The organism is Kribbella sp. NPDC002412 (assembly GCF_053592935.1).
The window spans coordinates 105,758-127,239 of sequence record NZ_JBSFBL010000005.1; the positions used below are offsets into that span (position 1 = coordinate 105,758).

At 68.9% G+C, this 21,482-nt stretch carries 22 protein-coding genes; 12 read left to right on the top strand and 10 right to left on the bottom strand.

The window, feature by feature from the left end; all coding sequences use genetic code 11:
- The 5 genes from ACWCOV_RS05855 to ACWCOV_RS05875 are packed head-to-tail and all read right to left on the bottom strand — an operon-like array spanning position 1 to position 5,267.
- Entirely contained in the window at positions 1 to 825 is an 825-nt protein-coding gene (locus ACWCOV_RS05855; protein ID WP_449828077.1) for a carbohydrate ABC transporter permease, read from the bottom strand.
- On the bottom strand, positions 815 to 1,759 hold the full coding sequence (locus tag ACWCOV_RS05860) for a carbohydrate ABC transporter permease (RefSeq protein ID WP_449828078.1): 945 nt from the start codon (positions 1,757 to 1,759) through the stop codon (positions 815 to 817). The genes ACWCOV_RS05855 and ACWCOV_RS05860 overlap by 11 nt, the downstream gene beginning before the upstream one ends.
- Before the next feature lie 6 nt (positions 1,760 to 1,765).
- Entirely contained in the window at positions 1,766 to 3,076 is a 1,311-nt protein-coding gene (locus ACWCOV_RS05865) for an ABC transporter substrate-binding protein (protein WP_449828079.1), read from the bottom strand.
- Between the two features lie 9 nt (positions 3,077 to 3,085).
- On the bottom strand, positions 3,086 to 4,228 hold the full coding sequence (locus ACWCOV_RS05870) for a mandelate racemase/muconate lactonizing enzyme family protein (protein ID WP_449828080.1): 1,143 nt from the start codon (positions 4,226 to 4,228) through the stop codon (positions 3,086 to 3,088).
- A 13-nt stretch (positions 4,229 to 4,241) separates the two neighbouring features.
- On the bottom strand, positions 4,242 to 5,267 hold the full coding sequence (locus tag ACWCOV_RS05875) for a hydroxyacid dehydrogenase (protein WP_449828081.1): 1,026 nt from the start codon (positions 5,265 to 5,267) through the stop codon (positions 4,242 to 4,244).
- Between the two features lie 115 nt (positions 5,268 to 5,382).
- On the opposite strand from ACWCOV_RS05875, the gene ACWCOV_RS05880 reads away from it, so the two are divergent.
- Together ACWCOV_RS05880 and ACWCOV_RS05885 are read left to right on the top strand one after the other, a co-directional pair.
- Positions 5,383 to 6,273, top strand: coding sequence for a LysR family transcriptional regulator (locus ACWCOV_RS05880; RefSeq protein ID WP_449828082.1), 891 nt, complete (start codon positions 5,383 to 5,385; stop codon positions 6,271 to 6,273).
- A gap of 134 nt (positions 6,274 to 6,407) precedes the next feature.
- On the top strand, positions 6,408 to 7,196 hold the full coding sequence (locus ACWCOV_RS05885) for a putative protein N(5)-glutamine methyltransferase (protein ID WP_449828083.1): 789 nt from the start codon (positions 6,408 to 6,410) through the stop codon (positions 7,194 to 7,196).
- On the opposite strand, the gene ACWCOV_RS05890 is transcribed toward ACWCOV_RS05885, so the two are convergent.
- Entirely contained in the window at positions 7,181 to 7,822 is a 642-nt protein-coding gene (locus ACWCOV_RS05890) for a TetR/AcrR family transcriptional regulator (RefSeq protein WP_449828084.1), read from the bottom strand. The genes ACWCOV_RS05885 and ACWCOV_RS05890 overlap by 16 nt on opposite strands.
- A 272-nt stretch (positions 7,823 to 8,094) precedes the next feature.
- Between ACWCOV_RS05890 and ACWCOV_RS05895 the strand changes: the two genes are divergently transcribed.
- On the top strand, positions 8,095 to 8,475 hold the full coding sequence (locus ACWCOV_RS05895; protein ID WP_449828085.1) for a VOC family protein: 381 nt from the start codon (positions 8,095 to 8,097) through the stop codon (positions 8,473 to 8,475).
- A gap of 37 nt (positions 8,476 to 8,512) precedes the next feature.
- On the opposite strand, the gene ACWCOV_RS05900 is transcribed toward ACWCOV_RS05895, so the two are convergent.
- Positions 8,513 to 10,477, bottom strand: coding sequence for a GTP-binding protein (locus tag ACWCOV_RS05900; protein ID WP_449828086.1), 1,965 nt, complete (start codon positions 10,475 to 10,477; stop codon positions 8,513 to 8,515).
- Positions 10,478 to 10,654: 177 nt separating this feature from the next.
- On the opposite strand from ACWCOV_RS05900, the gene ACWCOV_RS05905 reads away from it, so the two are divergent.
- The 8 genes from ACWCOV_RS05905 (at position 10,655) to ACWCOV_RS05940 (ending at position 18,371) form a co-directional block, all read left to right on the top strand.
- Positions 10,655 to 11,434: a phosphotransferase family protein gene (locus tag ACWCOV_RS05905; RefSeq protein WP_449828087.1), complete on the top strand. Its 780-nt coding sequence runs from the start codon at positions 10,655 to 10,657 to the stop codon at positions 11,432 to 11,434.
- Positions 11,431 to 12,936, top strand: a complete 1,506-nt coding sequence (locus ACWCOV_RS05910; RefSeq protein ID WP_449828088.1) for an ATP-binding cassette domain-containing protein — start codon at positions 11,431 to 11,433, stop codon at positions 12,934 to 12,936. The genes ACWCOV_RS05905 and ACWCOV_RS05910 overlap by 4 nt, the downstream gene beginning before the upstream one ends.
- Positions 12,873 to 13,187 carry a hypothetical protein gene (locus ACWCOV_RS05915; RefSeq protein ID WP_449828089.1) on the top strand — a complete coding sequence of 105 codons (315 nt, stop codon included), beginning with the start codon at positions 12,873 to 12,875 and terminating at the stop codon, positions 13,185 to 13,187. The genes ACWCOV_RS05910 and ACWCOV_RS05915 overlap by 64 nt, the downstream gene beginning before the upstream one ends.
- A complete protein-coding gene (locus ACWCOV_RS05920; protein WP_449828090.1) occupies positions 13,184 to 14,956 on the top strand; it encodes an ABC transporter ATP-binding protein in 1,773 nt (590 codons plus the stop codon). Before ACWCOV_RS05915 ends, ACWCOV_RS05920 begins: the two co-directional genes overlap by 4 nt.
- A gap of 38 nt (positions 14,957 to 14,994) precedes the next feature.
- Positions 14,995 to 15,771, top strand: coding sequence for a DinB family protein (locus ACWCOV_RS05925; protein ID WP_449828091.1), 777 nt, complete (start codon positions 14,995 to 14,997; stop codon positions 15,769 to 15,771).
- 70 nt (positions 15,772 to 15,841) lie between these two features.
- Positions 15,842 to 16,498 carry a dihydrofolate reductase family protein gene (locus tag ACWCOV_RS05930; protein WP_449828092.1) on the top strand — a complete coding sequence of 219 codons (657 nt, stop codon included), beginning with the start codon at positions 15,842 to 15,844 and terminating at the stop codon, positions 16,496 to 16,498.
- Between the two features lie 35 nt (positions 16,499 to 16,533).
- Positions 16,534 to 17,211 (top strand): VOC family protein, encoded by a 678-nt coding sequence (locus ACWCOV_RS05935; protein WP_449828093.1) that lies wholly within the window; start codon positions 16,534 to 16,536, stop codon positions 17,209 to 17,211.
- 215 nt (positions 17,212 to 17,426) lie between these two features.
- Positions 17,427 to 18,371, top strand: a complete 945-nt coding sequence (locus ACWCOV_RS05940; protein WP_449828094.1) for a small ribosomal subunit Rsm22 family protein — start codon at positions 17,427 to 17,429, stop codon at positions 18,369 to 18,371.
- Here ACWCOV_RS05940 and ACWCOV_RS05945 read toward each other — a convergent pair.
- Entirely contained in the window at positions 18,359 to 19,123 is a 765-nt protein-coding gene (locus ACWCOV_RS05945) for an SDR family NAD(P)-dependent oxidoreductase (RefSeq protein WP_449828095.1), read from the bottom strand. The genes ACWCOV_RS05940 and ACWCOV_RS05945 overlap by 13 nt on opposite strands.
- A 116-nt stretch (positions 19,124 to 19,239) precedes the next feature.
- The gene (locus ACWCOV_RS05950; protein ID WP_449828096.1) at positions 19,240 to 19,542 is read right to left on the bottom strand and encodes a nuclear transport factor 2 family protein; all 303 of its coding nucleotides are present in this window, start codon (positions 19,540 to 19,542) and stop codon (positions 19,240 to 19,242) included.
- Between the two features lie 80 nt (positions 19,543 to 19,622).
- Between ACWCOV_RS05950 and ACWCOV_RS05955 the strand changes: the two genes are divergently transcribed.
- Positions 19,623 to 20,423, top strand: coding sequence for a MerR family transcriptional regulator (locus ACWCOV_RS05955; RefSeq protein WP_449828097.1), 801 nt, complete (start codon positions 19,623 to 19,625; stop codon positions 20,421 to 20,423).
- Here ACWCOV_RS05955 and ACWCOV_RS05960 read toward each other — a convergent pair.
- A complete protein-coding gene (locus ACWCOV_RS05960; protein WP_449828098.1) occupies positions 20,410 to 21,360 on the bottom strand; it encodes a helix-turn-helix domain-containing protein in 951 nt (316 codons plus the stop codon). The genes ACWCOV_RS05955 and ACWCOV_RS05960 overlap by 14 nt on opposite strands.
- Positions 21,361 to 21,482: the final 122 nt, after the last annotated feature.

Consider the following 21,482-nt stretch of genomic DNA (forward strand, 5'->3'; position numbering starts at 1 on the left):
TCAGCGGCCTCCCAGCCCGCTCATGGTGATGCCTCGGACGAACCAGCGTTGGGTCAGGAAGAAGATGATGATCAACGGGACGGTGGTGACGGTGGCTGCCATCAGCAACAGGTTCCACTGGGTGCCGTTGGTGTCCTGGAACACCTGCAGCCCGACCGACGCCGTACGAGTCGCGTCGCTGTTGGAGATGATCAGCGGCCAGAGCAGGTTGTTCCACTGGCCGATGAACTTGAACACTGCCAGCGTCGCGATCGCCGGCACGGCCAGCGGCACGATGATCCGGACGAACGCCTGCCAACGGTTCGCGCCGTCCAGCCGGGCGGCCTCCTCGTAGTCGCGCGGGATGCCCAGGAAGAACTGCCGGAGCAGGAACACGCCGATCGCGGTGAATGCGTGCGGCAGGATCATCCCCGGCCAGGTGTCGATCCCGTGCAGCTTCGCGACCAGCACGAACTGTGGGATCAACGTGACCTGCGACGGGATCATCAAGGTGGCCAGGTAGATGCCGAAAAGCCAGCTCCGGCCCGGGAAGTTCAGCCGGGCGAACGCGTACGCCGCCAGCGCCGCGGTGACCGTCTCGAGCAGAGTCGTGCCCGCGGCGAAGTAGACGGTGTTGAGCAGGTACTTGCCGAGCGGCACCAGGTCGAAGGCCCGGGTGAGGTTCTCCGGATGCCAGCTGCTCGGCCAGAACGACGGCTTCGCGGCCATCGACTCGCCGTCGGACTGGAACCCGACCAGCACCATCATCACGACCGGGATCAGCGTGATCGCGGTGACCAGGAAGCAGGTGAACACCACCAACCGGCGGCGGATGTCAGTTGTCATAGTGCACCAGCCTCCGCTGGAAGACGAACTGGGTGGCGGTGATCAGGACGATGAACGCGAACAGGACCAGCGACTGCGCGGCGGCGTACCCCTGGTCGTAGTTCTCGAAGCCGGTGCGGTAGATGTACATGACGAGCGTCGTCGTCCGGGTGCCCGGACCGCCGTTGGTCATGATGAGGGCCTGGTCGAAGACCTGGAACGACCCGATCACCGAGGTCACGATCACGAAGAACAGCGCCGGGGACAGCATCGGCAGCGTCACGTTGCGGAAGCCCTGCCAGGTCGAGCTCCCGTCCACCCGGGCCGCCTCGTAGAGCTGCTGCGGGATGGCCTGCAGTCCGGCCAGGAACACGACCATGCCGAAGCCGAAGCTCTTCCACACGCTCATCGCGACCAGCGCCGGCATCGCCCAGGTGTCCGAGATCAGCCAGGCCGGTCCGTTGATCCCGACCCACCCGAGCACGGCGTTCACCAGGCCGTCGTGCGGGATGTAGAGCCAGATCCAGACGAACGCCACCGCCACCGTGATGGTTGCGTACGGCAACAGCAGGAGCGACCGGAAGACCGCGACCCGGCGCAGCCCCTGGTTGAGCAGCAGCGCGAGCAGGAGGCTGACCAGGATCGTCAGCGGCACGCTCAGGAAGGTGAAGTACACCGTGTTGCCGAGCGCGGACCAGAACGTCGGGTCGGGGCCGAGCCGGGCGAAGTTGCTCAACCCGGCCCAGCTCGGCGCGCTGAACAGGTTCCAATCGAGCAGCGAGATGACCCCGGCCGCGACGACCGGCCCGGCCGTGAAGACGAGGAAGCCGATCAGGCTGGGCAGGATGAACAGCCAGGCGGTCAGCGACTCCCGGTTTCGCCAGCGCAGTGTCGGTTTCGAGGTCGGACGCGGCGGTGCGGTCGCTGCCGGGGCAGGCACAGTATCGACAGCCATTCGTGATCACCCCTTCCTGGCTGTGGCTTGGCGGATGTTGTCCTGGTGCTGCCGCATCAGTACGTCGAGACGCGGCGTCAATCCATTGATCGCGTCCGCGACCGTGACTTGGCCGAGGAACGTCCTGGGCAGGTCCTGGCCGAGCAGTTGCTTGACCTGGTTCCAGTTCGTCGTGACGTCGAACGCGTGGCCGCCGGCGACCTTGCCGGCCAGGATCTGCTGGACGATGCCGAGGTTGTCCGGCGGCGGCTGGAACGCGCTGCCGGCGCTGAGCCGGGCCGGGTTGTTCCGGCCGGCCTTGGCGTAGATGTCCAGCGCGCCGGTGCTGGTCAGTGTCTTCAGCAACTTCCAGGCCAGGTCCAGGTCGGCACCTTCGCGCACCCCCGATGGAATCGCGAAGCTGGACCCGGACACCCGCGGCGTGCTGCCGACCGCGCCGGCCGGGAACGGGACGATGTCCCAGTCGAACTTGGCCTTGCGCACGTTGACCACCTGCCACGGCCCGTTCTGCATGAACGCGACGTTGCCCTCCATGAAGTTGGACAACGAGCTCTCGGTGACCAGGTTCTTGATCGGCGGCGTGACCTTGTCCTTGACGAACAGATCGATGACGAACTGCAGCGCCTCCATCGCCTCCGGGTCGCCGAGCGTGCTGCGGGTCGCCTGGTCGTTCATCACGTTGCCGCCGGCGCAGTAGATCCACGACACCAGGTCGTCGATGGCCGGCGCGCAGGTGAACCCGTACTGGTCCGGCGGCTTGGTCAGCTCGATCGCGAGCTCGCGGAACGTTGCCCACGACATCGGCTCGGTGCGCGACGGCAGGTCGACGCCGGCCTTCCGCAGCAGGGTCTTGTTGTAGTACATCACCGTCGGCGCGACGTCGAAGCCGATCGCGTAGGTCTTGCCGTTGAAGCTCGAGATCCGGCGGCTCGGCTGGTAGAAGTCGTCCAGGTCGAAGTCCGGATCGGCGTCGATCAGGTCGTCGAGCGGCCGGTGCGCGCCGCGGGCGGCGTACGTCGGGATCAGCGTGCCGTTGATCGCGGTCACCAGGCCGGCCGTGCCACTGACAAGCTGCAGGTCGAGTTTGGTCGGGTACCCGTTGGACGGGGTCAGGGTCGGGACGGACTTCACCTTCAGCTGCTGCTCGACGTACTTGCTGAAGTCCTCCCAGACCTTCTTCTCCGCGGCGCTGCTCGACCACATCGCCCAGGTCGCGGCGCCGGCCGGCGGCCCGGACGAGCAGCCGGCCAGCACCGCGCCCACTCCGGCCAGGCCGGTGAGTTCGAGGAAGCTGCGGCGGGACAGCCTCTTCTGCATGGCTTCTCCTCAGCTGTATTCGAGGTCGATCGACTCGGCGCGGATGCGGTCCTCGTCGACCTGGACGCCCAACCCGGGGGCGGTGGGGACCGTGGCGACGGCCTTGGTGATGGTCAGCCCCTCGACGTACAGGCCGGACAGCAGTTCCGGCCCGTTCAGCTCGGCGGGCAGGGCGAGGTCGAGCTGGCTGAACACGTGCAGCGCGGCCGCGAAGGCGACGCCGCAGTCGGTGAGGCCGCTGGCCAGGATCTCGAGACCGCCGGCCTGGGCGGTCTGGGCGGTTTTCAGGGCGTTGCGCAGGCCGCCGGACTTGCAGACCTTGACGACGACCAGGTCGGCGGCCTCCAGCCGGATCGCCCGGGCCAGGTCCTGGGCGGAGAAGCTGCCCTCGTCGATCGCGATCGGCAGGTCGATCAGTCCGCGCACCCGCTGCATCGCCAGTGTGTCGGTGCTCGGCACCGGCTGCTCGACGCAGTGGATCGTGCGGATCCCCGCCGTACGGTCGCGGAGTTGCTTCAGCAGGCTGGGACGGTAGGACTGGTTCGCGTCGAGCCACAGCGGCTTGCCGCCGGCCACTTCGGCGACGGTCTCGATCGCCGCGGTGTCCGCGTCCAGGTCGCCACCGATCTTGACCTTGTACGCCGAGTAGTCCGACGACTGGATCGCATGCTCGCGGACCGCGTCGGAGTCGCCGACGCCGATCGCGGAGCAGAGTGGGATCTCGTCGTACACCTTGCCGCCGAGCAGCGCGTGCACGGGGAGGCCGGCCAGCTTGCCGGCCGCGTCGTGCATCGCGACGTCCACGGCGGCGCGGGCGAACGGGAAGCCGTTCGACACCGCCGGACTGAGGCGCTTGGCGGCGCGTTGGTGGAACAGTTCGACGTCGAACGGCGTGAGCTCGAGCAGGATCGGCGCGAGGTGCCGCTTGATCACCACGGCCATCGTCTCGGCGGTCTCGTAGCTCCAGCTCGGCAACGCGCGCTGCTCACCCCAGCCGACCACGCCGTCCTCGGTGGTCAGCTTGACGAAGACGACCGCGGTGGCCTGGTCCGGCCGTTCGCCGGGCGAGCCGACCGCTCCGCTGCCGAGGACGAACCGGCGCGCGAACGGGACCGCGACCGGGAAGACCTCGACCTTCGTGATCCGGGACATGGGCGTCGTCCTCTCAGGCCGCGATCGACCACACGGCCGGGTCGACGAAGCTCGGCCCGCGGCTGCCGTCCTCGAGGTAGCGGAGCACGTCGGCCAGCACGTAGCCGGCGAGGGCGAGGTGACCCTCTTCCGCGTCGCCCGCGATGTGCGGGCTGAGCAGCAGGTTGGGTGCTTCGAGGACCGTGCTGTCGAAGGTCGGAGGCTCTGGGTCGTAGACGTCGAGCGCGGCGTACAGGCGTCCGTCGAGCACGTGGTCGAGCAGGGCCGGCTGGTCGATCGCCGGGCCGCGGGACGAGTTGACCACGACGGCCCCGTCGGGGAGCCGCTCGATCAGTTCGCGCGTGATCATGCCCTTCGTCTCGGGCACGTTCGGGACGTGGATGGTGAGGAACGGGCTCTGCGCGGCTTCGTCCAGCGTCGCGGTGCGGACGCCGAGCTGCGCGGCGCGTTCGGCGCTCAGGTAGGGGTCGTAGACGACGAGGTCGCAGCCGAACGGCTTCAGCAGCGTGATGAGCGCTCGCGCAGTGCTGCTCGCGCCGATGATGCCGACCTTCGCGCCGGCCAGTTCGTGACCGCGGAAGTCGGTCTGCTTCCAGCCGCCTTGCCGGACCGCGTGGTCGAAGCGGGGGAGCCGGCGGGCCAGCGTGAGCATCGCGGCCAGGCAGTACTCGCCGACCGACCAGGCGATCCGCGGTCCGGCGGAGAAGACGGCGACGCCCTGGTCGAGGATGACCGGGTCGACCAGGTTCTTGACCGAGCCGGCCGCGTGCGCGACCACCTTGGGACCGTTGCCGTCGGCCCACAGTTCCTTGCCGAGGCGCGGTGTGCCCCAGCTGGTCAGCAGGACGTCGGCGCCGGTGGCGAGGCCGGCGACGGCGGCCGGGTCGAGGGCCGGCGGGCGGCCGGGCGACCCCGGTCCGGCGGCGTGCTCGGCCCCGGCCCAGACGACCTCGAACCGGTCCTCGAGCAGCCGGCGGGTCTGCGGGTCGACCACGTCGGCGGCGCGTTCGGGGGTGAACAGGGCAGCGAGCTTGGGCACCGTGGAGGCTCCTTCTGGGTGGCTGTTGCCTCGACGGTAGGCGCTTTCCGTTATGCAGGTCCAAGCCCGATTTCGTATTGACCGATACCGTACGGGTATGGGTACGGTGCCCGCTATGGATCTCTCCCTGCAGCAGCTCCGGGGTTTCGTCGCCGTCGCCGAGGAGCTGCACTACGGCCGGGCCGCGCAGCGGCTGAACATCACCCAGCCGCCGCTGACCCGCCAGATCCAGGGTGTGGAGCGGTCGCTCGGCGTGCGGCTGTTCGACCGCACCGGCCGCGGAGTGCGGCTGACCGCGGCCGGGGATGTTTTCCTGGAGCATGCGCGGCGAGTGCTCGCACTGCTCGAGGTGGCGCCCGAGGCGACGCGGCGGGCGGCCGATGGTCAGACCGGGACGCTGCGGATCGCGTTCACCGCGATCGGGGCGTACGCCGTCCTGGCGGACTTCCTCACGATGGTCGGGAAGCGGACGCCGGCGGTGACCGCGGAGCTGATCGAGCTGGTGAGCCCGGAGCAGTTCGAGGCGCTGGCGAACATGGAGATCGACATCGGCCTGGTCCGGCCGCCGATCCCGGCCGGCTTCGAGTCGCTGCTGGTGCACTCGGAGGACCTGGTCCTCGCCGTTCCGGCTGAGCATGCGCTGGCGGTGGGGGAGTCGCCGGTGGCGCTGGCCGACGTGACCGACGACTACATCGGCTACAGCCCAGAAGGATCGCAGTACCTGCACGACATCTGCGCCGCGATGATCGGCATGGACCGCTACGCCGTCAGCCAGCTGGCGTCGCAGGTCCCCACGATGCTGGCCCTGGTCCGGGCCGGCCTGGGCTGCGCCCTCATCCCGCGATCGATCATGGCCATGCAGGTCGAAGGCGTCCGTTACCGCGAGCTCGACGCCGCCGACGCCCACTCCGTCACCCTCCACGCGTGCTGGAATCCCGACAGCCCCAATCCGGCCCTCCAGCGCGTCGCCGAGTCCCTCCGCGAAAACCCGCACCTGGACGGCTGAGCTTCGGGGTAAGGTTGTCGCAACTACGGACTGAGGGGGTGGGACCGATTACCGGTAAGGCAGGTTGGTTGCTCCCGCCTCGAGTGGTCGGCGCCGTGCGCTGACTGCGGGAGCCTCGTAGTCGAAGGGTTTCCGTGTCTGTTTCTTCTTCTTTTGAGATCTCCGACGCTGTCGCGCGGCTGCGGGCGGCCGGCTGCGTGTTCGCCGAGGACGAGGCCGCGCTGATCGCCTCGACCGCCCGCGACCAGGCGGAGGCGTCGGTGATGGTCGATCGCCGGATCGCTGGGCTTCCGCTGGAGTACGTGCTCGGCTGGGCGTCGTTCCGCGGCGTGCGGATCGCTGTCGATCCGGGGGTGTTCATCCCGCGTCGCCGTACCGAGTTCTTGGTCGAGGAGGCGTTGCGGGTGACGGCGCCGGGTGCTGTCGTCGTCGATCTGGGGTGTGGTTCGGGCGCACTCGGTGCTGCGGTCGCGGCCGAGCGAAAGGTCGAGTTGTACGCCGCCGACATCGAGCTGGCCGCGGTCGCGTGTGCGCGGCGCAACCTGGTGCCGTGGGGAGGGGCGGTGTACCAGGGCGACCTCTTCGCGGCGCTTCCTGGGGAGCTGAAGGGCCGGGTCGACGTACTGCTCGCCAATGTCCCTTATGTTCCGACGAACGAGATCCGGCTGCTGCCGCCGGAGGCCCGGCTCTACGAACCGCACGTCACCTTGGACGGCGGACCGGATGGCCTCGCCACCTTGCGCCGGGTCGCCGCTGGTGCACCGAAGTGGCTCGCCGCCGGCGGCCACCTCTTCGTCGAGATGAGCGAACATCAGGCGCCGCTGGCGAGGTCCGTGCTCGAGCAGGCCGGGCTCACCGCTCGCATAAGCACTGACGACGAGCTCGGCGCAAATGTTGTCGTAGGCACTCAAGCGGTCGCGTAGTCACCGAGGGCCGGCGTCAGCAGGTCGAACGCCGCGGCGGCTTCCGCGGCGATGGTCGCGGCGATGGCGTCGTTGGACTGACCGGCGAGTGTCAGGGTCTGGATTCGCTGGAAGAGGGTCCGATGGACCGCGCCGAGCAGCGCCGCGGCCGTTGAGACGGTGATGTCGTCGGGGTGCTCGCCGGTGGTCTCGGCGAGCACCGCGGCGAGCGCCTGCTCACGCTGGTCGTGCAGACCGCGCAGGCACACCGTCAACGTCGGGCTGTCGGCGATCATCCGGGCGAACTCCGGGCCGGCGAACCCGGCCACCGGATCCTGGCTCGCGACGGCCGCCTCGAAGTCGCGCCGGAGCGCGGCCAGGGCGGACTCTCCGGCACGGCGGGACGCGACGGCGTCGGCCAGCGACCCGACGAACGCGTCCTGGTGGTCGAGGGCCAGGTCCTCCTTGCGGGCGAAGTAGTTGGTCACGGTCTTCTTCGCGACCCGGGCGGCGTCGGCGATCTCGGCGATCGTGGTCTGCTCGAACCCGTTGGCGATGAACAGCCGGGTCGCCTGGTCGGAGATCAGCTGCCGCGTCTCCTGCTTCTTGATCTCCCGCAGACCGGTCGGGGCGCTCGTGGTGTCCATGGGCGCAATCTTACCCTCGTCGTAAAAGTATGTTGACAGCACACTCCGGCCGGGCTAAAGTTACCACCGTCGTAAAGTTACTCCGAAAGGAAGTAGTGGATGCGAACCACTGGTCTCGGCAGTTCCCCGTCCGGCGCGGTCCCGCACCGACGCCGTGACGAGCGGCGTACGGCGCAGCCCCGCACCGTGCGTTTCCCGGTCACCAGCCCCCGTCGCGGCCTCCCGCGGCGTGGCGCCCGCTGACCGTCCTCGCCTCTACGAAAGGAACAGCTGTGAAGATCAACGCCTCCACCATTTCCCTGACCATCGCCGACGTGGCCGCGTCGCGCGGGTTCTTCGTCGGGCACCTCGGCTACGAGGAGCGTGTCGCGGCCGAGGGGTTCGCCTCGCTGACGCGGGACGATGCGGTCGACGTCGTACTGCTGCAGCGGGGGATCGAGGTGCTGCCACCGGAGCAGCGCGACCAGCAGGCGTCGGGGCTGATCCTCGCGTTCACCGTCGACGGGCTCGACGCGGAGTTGAAGCGGCTGCTCGACGAAGGTGTCGAGATCACCATGCCGCTGCGGGAGGAGCCCTGGGGCGAACGCCTGTTCCAGGTCACCGACCCCAACGGTGTCGTCATCCAGTTCGTCGAGTGGTCGACCCCGAACTGATGCCAGGCCGCGCCGACCACTGGTCGGCGCGGCCTTGTCACACCCGCCGCTGGACGTGGAGGAGGTACTCCCGCCGGTTGAGCGGATCGTGATCCGTGCGTGGCCGGTCCGGGATGGGGCCGGCCACAGGCTGGTAGCGCTCGAAGGCCGACTCCAGGACGCCCTCGCCGCGGGTGAGGGCGGGGAGTTGCTGTTCGAGGCGGTAGACGGCGGCTGCCGGGATTTCTCCTTCCAGGGTTGAGGTTTCGGCGGCCAGCGCCGGCACTTGCGGAATCGCGCGCAGGCGGGCGAGGGCAGCCAGTACGGCGCGGGTCGTGTCGGTCGGGATCTCGAGCTGGAAGCGGTGCATCGGCTCGTGGACCGTCGTACCGGCCTGCTGCAGCGCGGTCATCAGGACGAGCGGCGTGAGGAACCGGAAGTCGCCGGCCGTGCTCGACATGCTCTTGTCGAAGACGGCATGCGCGTGACTCTGCCGCGCCGAGTACCCCGAGTGCGTCATCACCACCCGCGCGTCCGGGATCGCCCAGCCGTGGATGCCCTGTTCGAGGGTCTCGCGGACAGTCTCCTCGACCGCCTTGATGAACGCGAACGGCATCGACCCGAGCTCGACCTCCAGCTCGAAGCCGACTCCGGTCCCGACCGGCGCCGGCTCGACCCGCAGCCCGACCGTGGCCAGGAACGGGTTCTCGTCCTTCTTGTTGAACTCGACCGCCTGCCCGACGCCGTCGATCCGCTCGATGCAGATCGTGGTGGTCTCCCGGAACTCGACGTCGATCCCGAACTCGGTGGCCAGCGTCGTCTGGATGACCTCCTTCTGCACCTCGCCGTACAGCGACACGTAGGTCTCCTGCCGCAGGTCGTCCTGGCGCAGGTTGATCAGCGGGTCCTGCTCGGCCAGCTGGGTGAGCGCGACCTGCAGGTTGCCCTTGTCGGACCGCCGCACGGGCGAGATCACCGTCTCGAGCGTCGGCGGCGCGAAGAACCCGCCGCCCTCGTGCCGGCTGGAGCCGAGCCGGTCGCCGATCTGGATGTCGGCCAGGCCCCACAGCTTGCCGATCTGGCCGGCTCGCACCTCGGTGGCCGCCGGTTCGCCGAAGACCTCCAGCGCGGTCAGCTTCGCCTCGCGGTCGTCGCCGAAGCGCAGCCGGTCGCGGACGCGCGCCGTACCGGAGAACATCCGGGCGTAGGCGACCTTCTCGCCGGCCGGACCGCGCTCGACCTTGAAGACCGACCCGTCGACGGGCGCGTCGAGGTCCTGGGCGGCGAGCGGGAGGAGGTCCCGGATGCCCTCGGTCAGTGCGTCTGTCCCAGCGCCCGTGATCGCGGAGCCGAAGTAGACGGGGTGCACCAGCGCTTGCTGCGTCTGTGCGGCGAGCTTGTGGCGCAGGTCGTCGTACGAGATGGCCTTCTCGTTCTCCACGAAGGTCGCGAGCAGTTCGTCGTCGCGCTCCGCGAGGACCTCGAGCAGGTGCGGGTGATGATCCGGCCCGTACGGCGTGAACGTCGCCGACCGGCTGCCGAGGCTGTCCGCCGAGCCCATCGGCACGATCGCGGGTGACAGCTTGTCCGCGATGCTCTTCAGAACGCCGTCGTACTGCGCGCCCGCCCGGTCGGCCTTGTTGACGAAGATCAGCGTCGGGATCCGGAGTCGCTGCAGCGTCCGCATCAGCACGCGGGTCTGCGCCTGCACGCCTTCGACCGCCGAGATGACGAGGACGGCGCCGTCGAGCACGCTGAGCGCGCGCTCCACCTCGGCGATGAAGTCCGGGTGCCCGGGGGTGTCGATCAGGTTGACCGTGACGTCGGCGATCGTGAACGACACGACCGCGGACTTGATGGTGATCCCGCGCTGGCGTTCCAGCGCGAGCGAGTCGGTCTGGGTGCTGCCGTCGTCGACGCTGCCGACCTCGTCGATGACCCCGGCGGCGTACAGCAGCCGCTCGGTCAGGCTGGTTTTACCGGCGTCGACATGCGCCAGGATCCCAAGGTTCAGTAATTTCACAACGCTTCATGTCCCTTGCACAGGTGTGAGTACGGTCCGCGATTGACATGAAGCGAGGTCGCATCGCTGCTCTCCTTGACTCGGCACCTGTGCTTACCGCACGAGTACAGCAGCGACGGTTTTCGACCGGCAAGCAATTTAGCTGTGGGCTTCACCGTTCACGACTACGCTGACGTCGTGCCGCCGCCCCCACTCGACGCCCGCGCGCTCGCTGCCGCCGTCGTCGGCCCAATCGCGAAGGTCGAGCCGGTCGACGGGTTCGTCGGCAACCAGACCTTCCGGCTGCACACCTCGTCGGGCGTCTACTACCTGAAGTCGGGCGACACGGTCGAGGCCGAGGCTCGCGCCTGCTCGCTGGCCCGGTCCGTCGGTGTGCCGGCGCCGGAGATCCTGGCCGTCGAGCCGACGTACCTGATCTGCGCCGAGGTCCCCGGCACCCCGTCGTCGGCGCCTGCAGTCTTCGAGACAGCCGGCCGCGGGTTCCGCCGACTGCACAGTCTTCATGGCGATGGCAGTTGGGCCGCGCGGCTCCGGCGGACGATCGATCGGCTCGACGTGCTCGCCGACATCGTTCCTCAGGACTTGGTACGGCGGCTCCGCGAGACGGTGCCGCCGTTCATCGACACCGTGGCCGAGGTCGAGCCCGTGTTGCTGCACGGCGATCTCCACCCGCGTCATCTGTATGCCGTGGGCAACGAACTGACGGGCGTCATCGACTGGGGTGACGCGATGTACGGCGACCCGCTGTTCGACGTGGCGCGGTTCTCGATGGCCGGGGAGGCGGCGACCGAGGCGTTCCTGGCCGGCTACGACCTTCGCCGTACGCCGGTGCTCGACCGGACGCTGTCGTACTACCGGGTGCTCTGGTCGCTGATGGCCTTGCACGCCGAGCACGAAGCGGGCGGCGACTGGTTCGCCGCCCACGTCACGACGATCACGCGAGAGCTGGCCGCGTGACGCGGTACTGGCTGCAAGCCCGGGTGATGTGGCGGGCGTGCCCAGGGTGGGTGGTGGCGACGCTCGTCGTCGTGGTTCTGGGCGCTGCTGTCGGGACCGGTCTGATGGTCGCTATCGGGCAGTTCATTGCAGCGCTGTCCGGCGACGGGTCGGTGTGGTTGTGGTTCGGGGTGACGGCTGGGCTGATGCTCAGTGGTCCGTTGCTGGCCTCGCTGCAGGGCTGGCTGACCGCGAAGACGACGGCCGCGACGGCGGCGTACGTGCTGGAGTTGCTCGCCGAAACGGGCCTGCAGCCGCGAGGTCTCGAGCTGCTCGACTCGCCGGGGTTCTCGGGTCGCCTGCAGGCTGTCGTGGACGCGACCCGCGACTGGACGTTCCTGTTCGGGTTGAGCAACGCGTGGCAGGTGCTCGGCACGCGGTTGACCGGGCTGGGCGCGTTCGCCGTTCTGCTTACCTGGCGTTGGTGGGTGCCGTTCGTGGTGGCGGGTGCGTTCATGCTGATCGCACGGGCTTTCAGGCAGTGGGTGGACGCGTCGTTCGACAAGGTCCTGCAGTCGTCGGCCGGCCCGCGACGGCGAGCGTCGTACCTGCATGGTCTGCTGACCCGGGCGCCGGCCGCGAAAGAGGTGCGGCTGTTCGGGGTGGCGGACTGGTTGCTCGAGCGCTACCGGTTCACGTGGTTGTCGGCGATGAGTGAACTCTGGCCGGCCCGTCGACGTGGTCTGCGGCCGGTGTACGCCAGCTGCCTCGTGACCGCGGCGGTTATCGCCGGCGTTCTGGCCTTGCTGATCCATGACGTGACCGATCGGCAGGTCGGGGTGGCCGCTGTGCTGACGCTGGCCCAGGCTCTGCTGGCGATGGACGCGTTCGGGATCCTGGGCGATACGCAGCGGGCGCTCGGACAGTACGCCGCGACGGTCGCGGCCCTGGTCGGACTGCGACGCGAGGCCGGTCTGCCGGGCATCGACCTCGCGGCACCTGGCTCGTCTGCTGCGCGGAAGGTCGAAGGCGCCCTGGCGATCGAGTTGACGGACGTCACCTTCACCTATCCGACTCGGTCGTCGCCGACGTTGTCCGGGCTGACTCTGAACATCCCGGCCGGGCAGTCGGTCGCGGTCGTCGGGGCCAACGGCGCCGGGAAGTCGACGCTGATCAAGCTGCTCTGCGGCCTCTACCGGCCGGACAGCGGCACCATCACGGTCGGCGGCATCGACCCGGTCGAGGAGATCACCGGGCAGCCGCGGGTGGCGGCGATCTTCCAGGACTTCGTCCGCTACCACCTGCCGCTGCGCGACAACGTCGGCTTCGGTTCGGTTGCGCAGGACCGGCTGGACAAGGCGCTCGCTGATGCGGCGGGCGGTGTATTGCTCAAGCGCGTCGGGTGGGACACGGTGCTGTCGGCCGAGTACGACGGCGGAACCGACCTGTCAGGTGGTCAGTGGCAACGAGTCGCGCTGGCCCGTGCTCTGGCGGCTGTCTCGGGTGTGGCGCCGGCGTACTGATCCTGGACGAGCCGACTGCGGAGCTCGACGTACGGACCGAGGCTGCGCTGTTCGACCGCTTCCTGGACACGACGGCCGGGGTAACGACGATCCTGGTGACGCATCGGCTGTCGAGTGTGCGGCACGCTGAGCGGATCGTCGTACTGGATCCGGAGCAGGGGATCGTGGAGGACGGGAGCTACGACGAGCTGATGGCAGCCGGCGGGGTGTTCGCGGGGTTGTTCCGGTTGCAGGCGGGGCGGTTCCAGTGAGGCGCGGGCTGTGGATGGTGCTGACGGCGGCGTTTCGGACCAGCCCGGGGCTGGTGCTCGCGTGTTTCGCCGAGACCGTCGGCCGGTTGGTGCGCGCGGCGGTGCCGTGGTTCCTCGGGCTGCTCGTGGCCGGGGCGATCGCGGCCGACCGCGGGCAGATGCTGGTCGCGGCCGCTGCGCTGGTGGCTGTGGCCGGGTTGCAGAGTCTGCTGGTCATGGTCGGCTCGAACGCGCGGATCGGGCTGATGGAGCGGATCGGCTTCGAGTTCGACGCCAAGGTGGCCGAGCTGATCGGGCGGGTGCCGACGCTGGAACATCTGGAGTCGCCCGAGTACCTGGATCAGACGCAGAGTCTCCGCGACGGGCAGGGGACGCTCGGCGGCGCGCTCAACATGCTGCTGAACATCGTGAACAACCTTGCCTTCGCGGGCGGCATCCTGGTCGTCGCGGTGACTGCGGACTGGCGGCTGCTGATCCTCGCGGCGCTCGGGTTCCCGCGGTTGCTGACCGGCCGCTGGACCACTCGCTGGGGCCGGCAGACCGAGGAGCAGAGCGCGGCGCCGGCTCGGCTGACGCAACACCTGGTCGACCTGGTCACCTCGCCGTACGGCGGGGCGGAGGCGCGGGTCTTCGGACAGCGGCAGGAGTTGCGGCGGCGGGTTCGCGACAGCGCGAACGCCTGGCGGGAGCCTGCGGTGCGGAGTGCTTACAAGAACGCGTTGCTGTCGGCTGGGATCGCGGTGGTGTTCTTCGGCACCGCGATCGGGGTGCTCGGGTGGATGACGTACGACGCTGTGCACGGAGTCGTCCCGGTGTCGGCACTCGTGGTGGCGGTGACCGCGGTGCGCGGACTGGAGAACGTGAGCAACATCCTGACGAACGCCGTACAGGACACGGCTCGGCTGCTGCGGAACGTGTCGCGGTTCGTTTGGTTGCAGGACTACGCCGTACAAGCGGCTGGGGGTGGTACGGCGGAGCCGCCCGGCGCACTGAAGTCGGGGATCCGGTTCGAGGGCGTTCGCTTTCGGCATGCCGGGTCGGAGACGGACGCGGTCGCGTCAGTGGATCTGGAGTTGCCGGCCGGGACCGTGGTTGCCCTGGTCGGGGAGAACGGCGCGGGGAAGTCGACGCTGGTGAAGTTGCTGACCGGGCTGTATCGCCCGACCGAGGGACGGATCCTTGTCGACGGCATCGATCTCGCCGAGCTGGATCCGGGGGCGTGGCGGGCGCGGTTGTCGGGGGCGTTCCAGGACTTCGCCGACTTCGAGCTGATCGCGCGCGAAGCGGTCGGCCTCGGCGACCTGACCGCGATCGACGACGAGCCCCGCGTCCATCAGGCGTTGCGCGACGGAGCCGCGGAGGATGTCCTGCGCGCGCTCCCGGACGGGTTGTCGACCCAGCTCGGCACCACCTGGGACGGCGGCGTCGACCTCTCCGGCGGCCAACGCCAACGCCTGGCCATCGCCCGCGGCCTGATGCGCCGCGATCCCCTCCTACTGGTCCTGGACGAACCAACCTCCGCCCTGGACCCCACCACCGAACACCAACTCTTCCAGCGCTACACCCAAGCCGCCCACCAAGCCCGCACCACCGGCGCCGTAACCCTCCTCGTCACCCACCGCTTCTCCACCGTCCGCGCAGCCGACCTCATAGTCGTCCTCCACGCCGGCCAAGTAGTCGAGTACGGCACCCACGATCAACTAATGACCCACCCCTCTCACTACGCCACCCTCTACAACCTCCAGGCCCGCGCCTACAACCTCAGCTGATGCTGGACCTGGCTGAGGATGCGGGCCAGGGTGGCGGTATGACCGAGTTCAGGGAGCAGGATCTTGCTGGGGCTCGTTTTGAGGGGTCGTCGTTGCGGGGGGCGATGTTTCACGACGTTGATCTGGCGGGGGCGCGGTTCGACATCGTGAACTTCAGTGGGGTGACCATTCGGGGGGCGCTGGTGGCCGACGTGGCGATTGACGGGGAGGTCCGCAACCTCAAGGTGTGGGGTGTTGATGTGGTGCCGTTGATCGATGCGGAGTTGAATCGGCGGTATCCGGGGCGGGAGAAGATGCGGCCGAGTGATGCGGAGGGGTATCGCGAGGCTTGGGCGTTGCTCGAGGGGTTGTGGGGCGAGACGGTCGAGCGAGCGCGCCGGTTGCCGGCGGAGAAGTTGCACGAGTCGGTGGATGGGGAGTGGTCGTTCATCGAGACGCTGCGGCACCTGGTGTTCGCGACGGATGCCTGGGTACGGCGTACCGTCCTCGGCGACCCGGCTCCGTGGGACCCGCTGGACCTGCCGCACGACGAGATGCGCGACACGCCGCCGATCCCACGCGACCGCGCCGTACGGCCGTCGCTGGACGAGGTGCTCGTGCTCCGGGCGGACCGGATGGCGACGGTCCGGACGGTCATCGCGGAGCTCACCGACGAGCAGCTCGCGACGATGACCGAGCCCGTCACCGAGCCCGGGTACCCCGCTTCGGAGAGTTACCAGGTCAGTGACTGCCTGGGGTGCATCCTGAGCGAGGAGTGGGAGCACCGGATGTACGCCGAGCGCGATCTCGCCGTACTGGAGAAATCTGTGCACTGAAAAATGTCGAGTCCGGCCCGAGCGGTTCGACGCGTAGGCGAGAACGCACCTACGAGCTTGGGAGAAAGCCATGGAACTCAGCGTCAACACCTTCGTCAGCCTGGACGGCGTCATGCAGGGGCCGGGCGGCCCGGACGAGGACCGAAGCAACGGGTTCGAGCACGGCGGCTGGATCGTGCCGCACGCCGGCGACGGTCAGCTGGACCCGGTCGACGGGTGGTTCCGCGAGGCGGACGCGATTCTGCTCGGCCGGTCGACGTTCGAGATGATGCGCACGTTCTGGTCGCAGGTCGACGTCGAGGACAACCTCGTCGCCACCGCGCTGAACACCTGGAAGAAGTACGTCGTCAGCAACACGCTGTCCGACGAGGACGCGGCCTGGGGCGACACGACCGTGCTGCGCGGCGACGACATCGTCGAGCAGGTACGGCGGCTGAAGGAACAGCCGGGCCGTGAGCTGCAGGTGCACGGGAGCTGGCAGCTCGCCCGGACCCTGCACGACGCCGGCCTGGTCGACACCTACCGGTTGATCCAGCTCCCGGTGGTGGTCGGCACGGGGAAGCGGCTGTTCGAGGACGGCGCCGTGCCGTCGACGTACAAGATCACCGCGGCCGAGGTCCGCGAGGGCGGTTCGGGGGCGGTGTCGCTGACGCTGCGGCAGGAGGGGTTCGGCTCGATCGGCACCGGCGACATCGTGGTCGAGGACGGCAAGGAAGTCCTGATCTGAGGGTTTGTCGGTGGGGTGTCCTAGCCTTCTCGTGATTGGGGGAAGGCATGGACATGGTGACGACGCAGGTGATTCTGGATGCCGGGCTGGACGACTGGCGGAAGCTCGCCCAGGCCCTGCATGCACGGTTTCTGATCGATTCCTTCGCCGACGGCCTCCGGTTCGTGGAGGCCGTCGGCGAGGGCTGTGCGGAGGTCAGGATCGGGGACGGGTTCGTCGAGCTGAAGCTGATCAGCAAGGAAGCCGTCTACGTCGACGACTCGGGTGCCGAGCAGGTCGTGCCGGGGGTGACTGATCGGGATCTGGGACTGGCTCGGCGGATCAGTTCGATCGCGCGGTCGATGGGGCTCGGGTCCGATCCGTCGGCGGTGACCCAGTTCGAGCTCGCGCTGGACACGGCCGACGTCGCGGCGATCGGGCCGTTCTGGGCCGCCGTACTCACGGGAAGCACGGAGTCGTTCAAGGGCGACGACGTGTTCGACCCGACGGCGCGGGTGCCGAACATGTGGTTCCAGGGCACGGACGCGCACGAGACGCCGCGGCAACGCTTCCACGTCGACCTGTGGGTGCCTCACGACGTAGCCGAGCAACGCATCGCGGCCGGCCTCGCCGCAGGCGGCCGCATCGTCTACGACAAGGAGGCGCCCTCGTTCACCGTCTTGGCTGATCCGCAAGGCAACAACGCCTGCATCTGCACCTGCCTCGCCCGCTGAAAACCAGCAGCACCCCGACGTGGTTGTTGGCTAGGGTGGGTTGTCTCTCGAGGAGGTGGGTCATGACCTGCATGGCTATCCGGTTCCGTGCCGACCCCTCCGGGTGCGCTGCCTGATCCTCTGAAGCTCCGGACCGGTTGGTACGTCGCGGCGTAGGCCGCGGGTCCTGCACGCCCAGTTGCGTGCGCCCGTACCGACCGAACCGGAGTTCTCGCATGTCCGCTCTGGACACCCAACTGCATGCTGCCCTCAAGGGCGTGACGTACGACGACTTGCGTGCTCGCGCGGCCGCGATGTCGGCTCGTTACCGCGCCGAGCAGGTGGATGACACAACGCCCGGGATGACCGATCACCTCGACTGTCTCGCGTACGCCGTCTTCCGGATGCCGGCCACCTACGCCGCGATCCGCTCCGCGCTGCTCGCGGCGGACGTCCACGTCGGCGCGTTCGGCGCCCACCTCGACCTCGGCGGCGGCACCGGAGCCGCCGCCTGGGCCGCCGCCGACGTGTGGCCCGGCATCGCCACCGAAACCGTCGAGCGGCAACCAGCCGCCGTCCGCCTCGGCGCAACTCTTGCCACCAGCAATCAACGGTGGACGACGGCCGACCTCCGTCAGTGGAAGCCGGATCGCCGAGTCGACCTCATCACCATCGCCTACGTCCTGAACGAGCTCACCGAGGCCGACCGCCTCCGGCTGATCGCGACCGCAGCCGCGACCGCCGGCACCGTGGTCATTGTCGAGCCGGGTACCCCACGCGGCTTCCAGCGGATCCTCGACGCCCGCCGGCAACTCATCGCGGCCGGCCTGCAGATTGCCGCGCCGTGCCCACATCAGCAGCGCTGCCCGCTGACCACAGGCGACTGGTGCCACTTCGCCGTACGACTGTCTCGCACCGAACTTCACCGCCTTGCCAAGCACGGCACGCGCAACTACGAGGACGAGAAGTTTGCCTACCTCGTGGCCACACGGAGAACGGTCCGGCCGGCTCCGGGGCGCATCATCGGCCGGCCAACCCAGCCGAAAGGCCAGGTCTTGCTGGATGTCTGCCTCCCGGCCGGCGTCAGGGAACGCGTGACGATCAGCAAATCCTCCGGTGACTACCGGGCCGCACGGTCAGTCGTCTGGGGAGATTCCTGGCCGCCGGGTCAGAGGTCGTAGCCGCCGCTGGCTTCGATGGTTTGGGCGGTGAGCCAGGCGGCGTCGGGGGAGAGGAGGAAGGCGATCACCTTGCCGACGTCGTCGGGTTCGCCGATTCGGCCGAGGGCGGTGCGGGCGGCCAGCGGTGGGATCAGCTCGGGGTACTTCGCGAACGCGTCGTCGCCGAGCCGGGTGCGGGTGACGCCGGGCGCGACCGCGTTCACCCGGATGCCGCGGGCGCTGAACTCCTTCGCGAGGTACCGCGTCAGCACCAGCTGGGCGCCCTTCATGCTGGCGTAGACCGAGTAGCCGGGCTCGGGCTTGGTGTTGTCGAGTGCCGAGCTGCTGCTCGTGTTGACGATCGCGCCGCCGTCCGCGAGCAGCGGCAGCAGGGTCTGGGTGAGGAAGTACGGGCCCTTCAGGTGGATCCGGAGCATCTGGTCGAAGAGCTCCTCAGTGGTCTCTTCGAACGGGACCGGGTGCTGCCCGACCCCGGCGTTGTTGACCAGGAAGTCGAACGAGGTCCGGTCCCACCGCTCGGCCAGGGCCTGCTCGACCTTCGCCCGGAAGTCGGCGAACGTGTCGCTGCGACCCACGTCGAGTGGCAGCGCGACCGCCGTACCGCCGTCCTTCTCGATGCGGTCGGCCGTCTCCAGGCCGCCGGCCGGGTTGCCGTTGTAGGTGAGGATGACCCCGGTACCGCGTTTCGCCAGCTCGAAGGCCGCGCTCTGCCCGATACCGGAGCTTCCGCCGGTGACCACAGCTACCTGCATGATCGTGCAATCTCCTACTGAGTCGTTAATGGGTACACGACCAGTACACGCCGCCAGCCTGGTGTTCTCGTAGACCATTGCTGGCGGCGGCTTGCACGATCCTCTCAACTTCGACCTCAGGGTGCGATGACGAGTCGCGTAATGAGGTCGTCCTCGAGGGTGAAGGTGTACTGGAGGTCGACGGTGCCGCCGGGGAAGTTCCCCTCGAGGTGGTTGACCGCGACCCAGGTGTTCGCGTCGACCTGCCGGGTGGCGACGAGCTCGGTGGTGTAGGTGTACTCGCCGGCCGCCGTCTCCAGCCAGACCGCGATCTCGTCGCGGCCGCGGTAGGTCTTGCCGTCGTCGGTGACGACCGCGTCGTCGGCGTACAGGGACAGGGCGGGCTGGGCCAGGTAGCTGGTGATCGTCGAAGGCAACATGGCTCCGACTCTGCGGTCTCCCGCAGGGAGAGGGTCAAGGAGGTTGACTCTCGCCCCGGGGGAGGGTGCACAGTGGCTGGGTGCGGGGCGGGCTGACGATCGGCGAGTTCGCGCAGCTCACCCATCTGAGCGTGCGGACCCTTCGCCGCTACCACGAGAGCGGGCTGCTCGAGCCGGCCACGGTCGATCCGTCGACCGGGTACCGGTACTACAGCACCGGTCAGATCCCGTCGGCCCAGGTGATCCACCGGTTGCGCGAGCTAGACGTACCGCTGGCCGAGGTCGGCAAGATCCTCGCGACCGACGATCCGGGTGTCCGGGCCGAGCTGATCGCCGGCCACCTCGACCGGCTGCAGACGTCTCTCGACCGGACGCGCGCGGCGGTCAACTCGCTGCAGCGGCTGCTGCGTCCCGAGCCCGGTGAGCTCCCGGTGGCGGTCCGCTCCGAACCTGCCCGGGTCGTTGCCGCGATCACCGATCTGGTTGAGCTCGGCAACGTGCTGGAGTGGTACGACGACGCGATGGACGAGCTCGATGCGGTCGGTGGCACGGGGTTGGGGCCGCCGGGCGGGCACTACGACAACGAGCTGTTCGCGGCCGGCCACGGAAGGGTCCTGGTCTATCGCGTGATCGCGGACCCGCCGACGTACGGGCGGGTCCGGCCGGTCCAGCTGCCCGCGGTCGAGCTGGCCGCGACCGTGCATGACGGCGCGCATGACGACATCGACGTGACGTACGGACGGTTGGGCGCGTGGGTGGTCGAGCATGCGCTCGCCGTCGCCGGTCCGGTGCACGAGACGTACGTCGTCGGTCCGCGAGACAACCCGAATCCGGCGAGCTGGCGGACCGAGATCGGGTGGCCCGTGTTCAGGGTTGGTTAGTACGGCGCCACTCGTGCGGCGTCATGCCGTGCGCCTTGCGGAACCGCCGGGTGAAGTGGCCGGGGTCCAGGAAGCCCCAGTCGGCCGCGATCGCCGCGATCGAGCGGTGCCGGTACGTCGGGTCGGCGAGCTGGCGGGCGGCGCCTTTGAGGCGCTCGGCGATCAACCACTGCTCGAGGCTGAGGTGCTGCTCGGCGAACAGTTTGTAGAGGTAGCGGACCGAGATGTTGTGCTCCGCCGCGATCCGGGCCGGGGTGAGATCCGGATCGGCCAGGTGCTGCCGCGCGTACCAAGTGATGCGCGTGAACAGTACGTCGGCCATCGCCGGGGGCTGCTGTACGTCGTCCGCCGCCGACGTCAGCAACGCGCGGACGAGCTGGGTGGTCGCCGTACCGACCATCTCAGCTGATTCCGTCCCCTGGAGTGCGTCGATGATGCCGGGCAGCAACGTCAGATGGTGCAGCATCAGCTCGTACAGCGGGCTGCTCGGCAACCGTTGCGCGGCCGCGCGGACCGTCTCGACACTCAGCCCGAGATCGGCGTAGTCGATCTGGAACGCCTGCGACGCGCCGTGACCGCTCCAGGCGAAGTCGTACGGCGCGGTCAGGTCGACCAGCATCAACTCGCCGGTCCGCACCCGCTGGTCCGCGCCGCCCTGGCTGAACACCCCGGACCCGACCACCTGGACCGCCAGCGCGAGCCGCTCCGGACCGCCGATCCGCACGTGCTTCGGAGTTCGAACCAGGCGGATGCCGGACCCCTCGTTGCGGAACAGGTCCGGTGTCCCGAGCCGCCAGAAGTCCATCCGCGCGTGCACCTCACCGCCCGGGTTCTCGTGCTCGACCCGCGACGGAACACTCGCCGACATCATCGCCGCGTAGAACGCCTCGAGCCGGTCCCGCCGCGGCAGTACGGCGGTGTCGAGCAGCACGGCCATTCCCCAACCCCCTCCACCCCTGGAATCTGGGGGGCGAACTGTGCACACACAGCCCAGATCCGTGCACGCACATCCTACGAAGGACTCGGTGCCGGCAGCTACGTTTCCGGCAAACCTCCCGG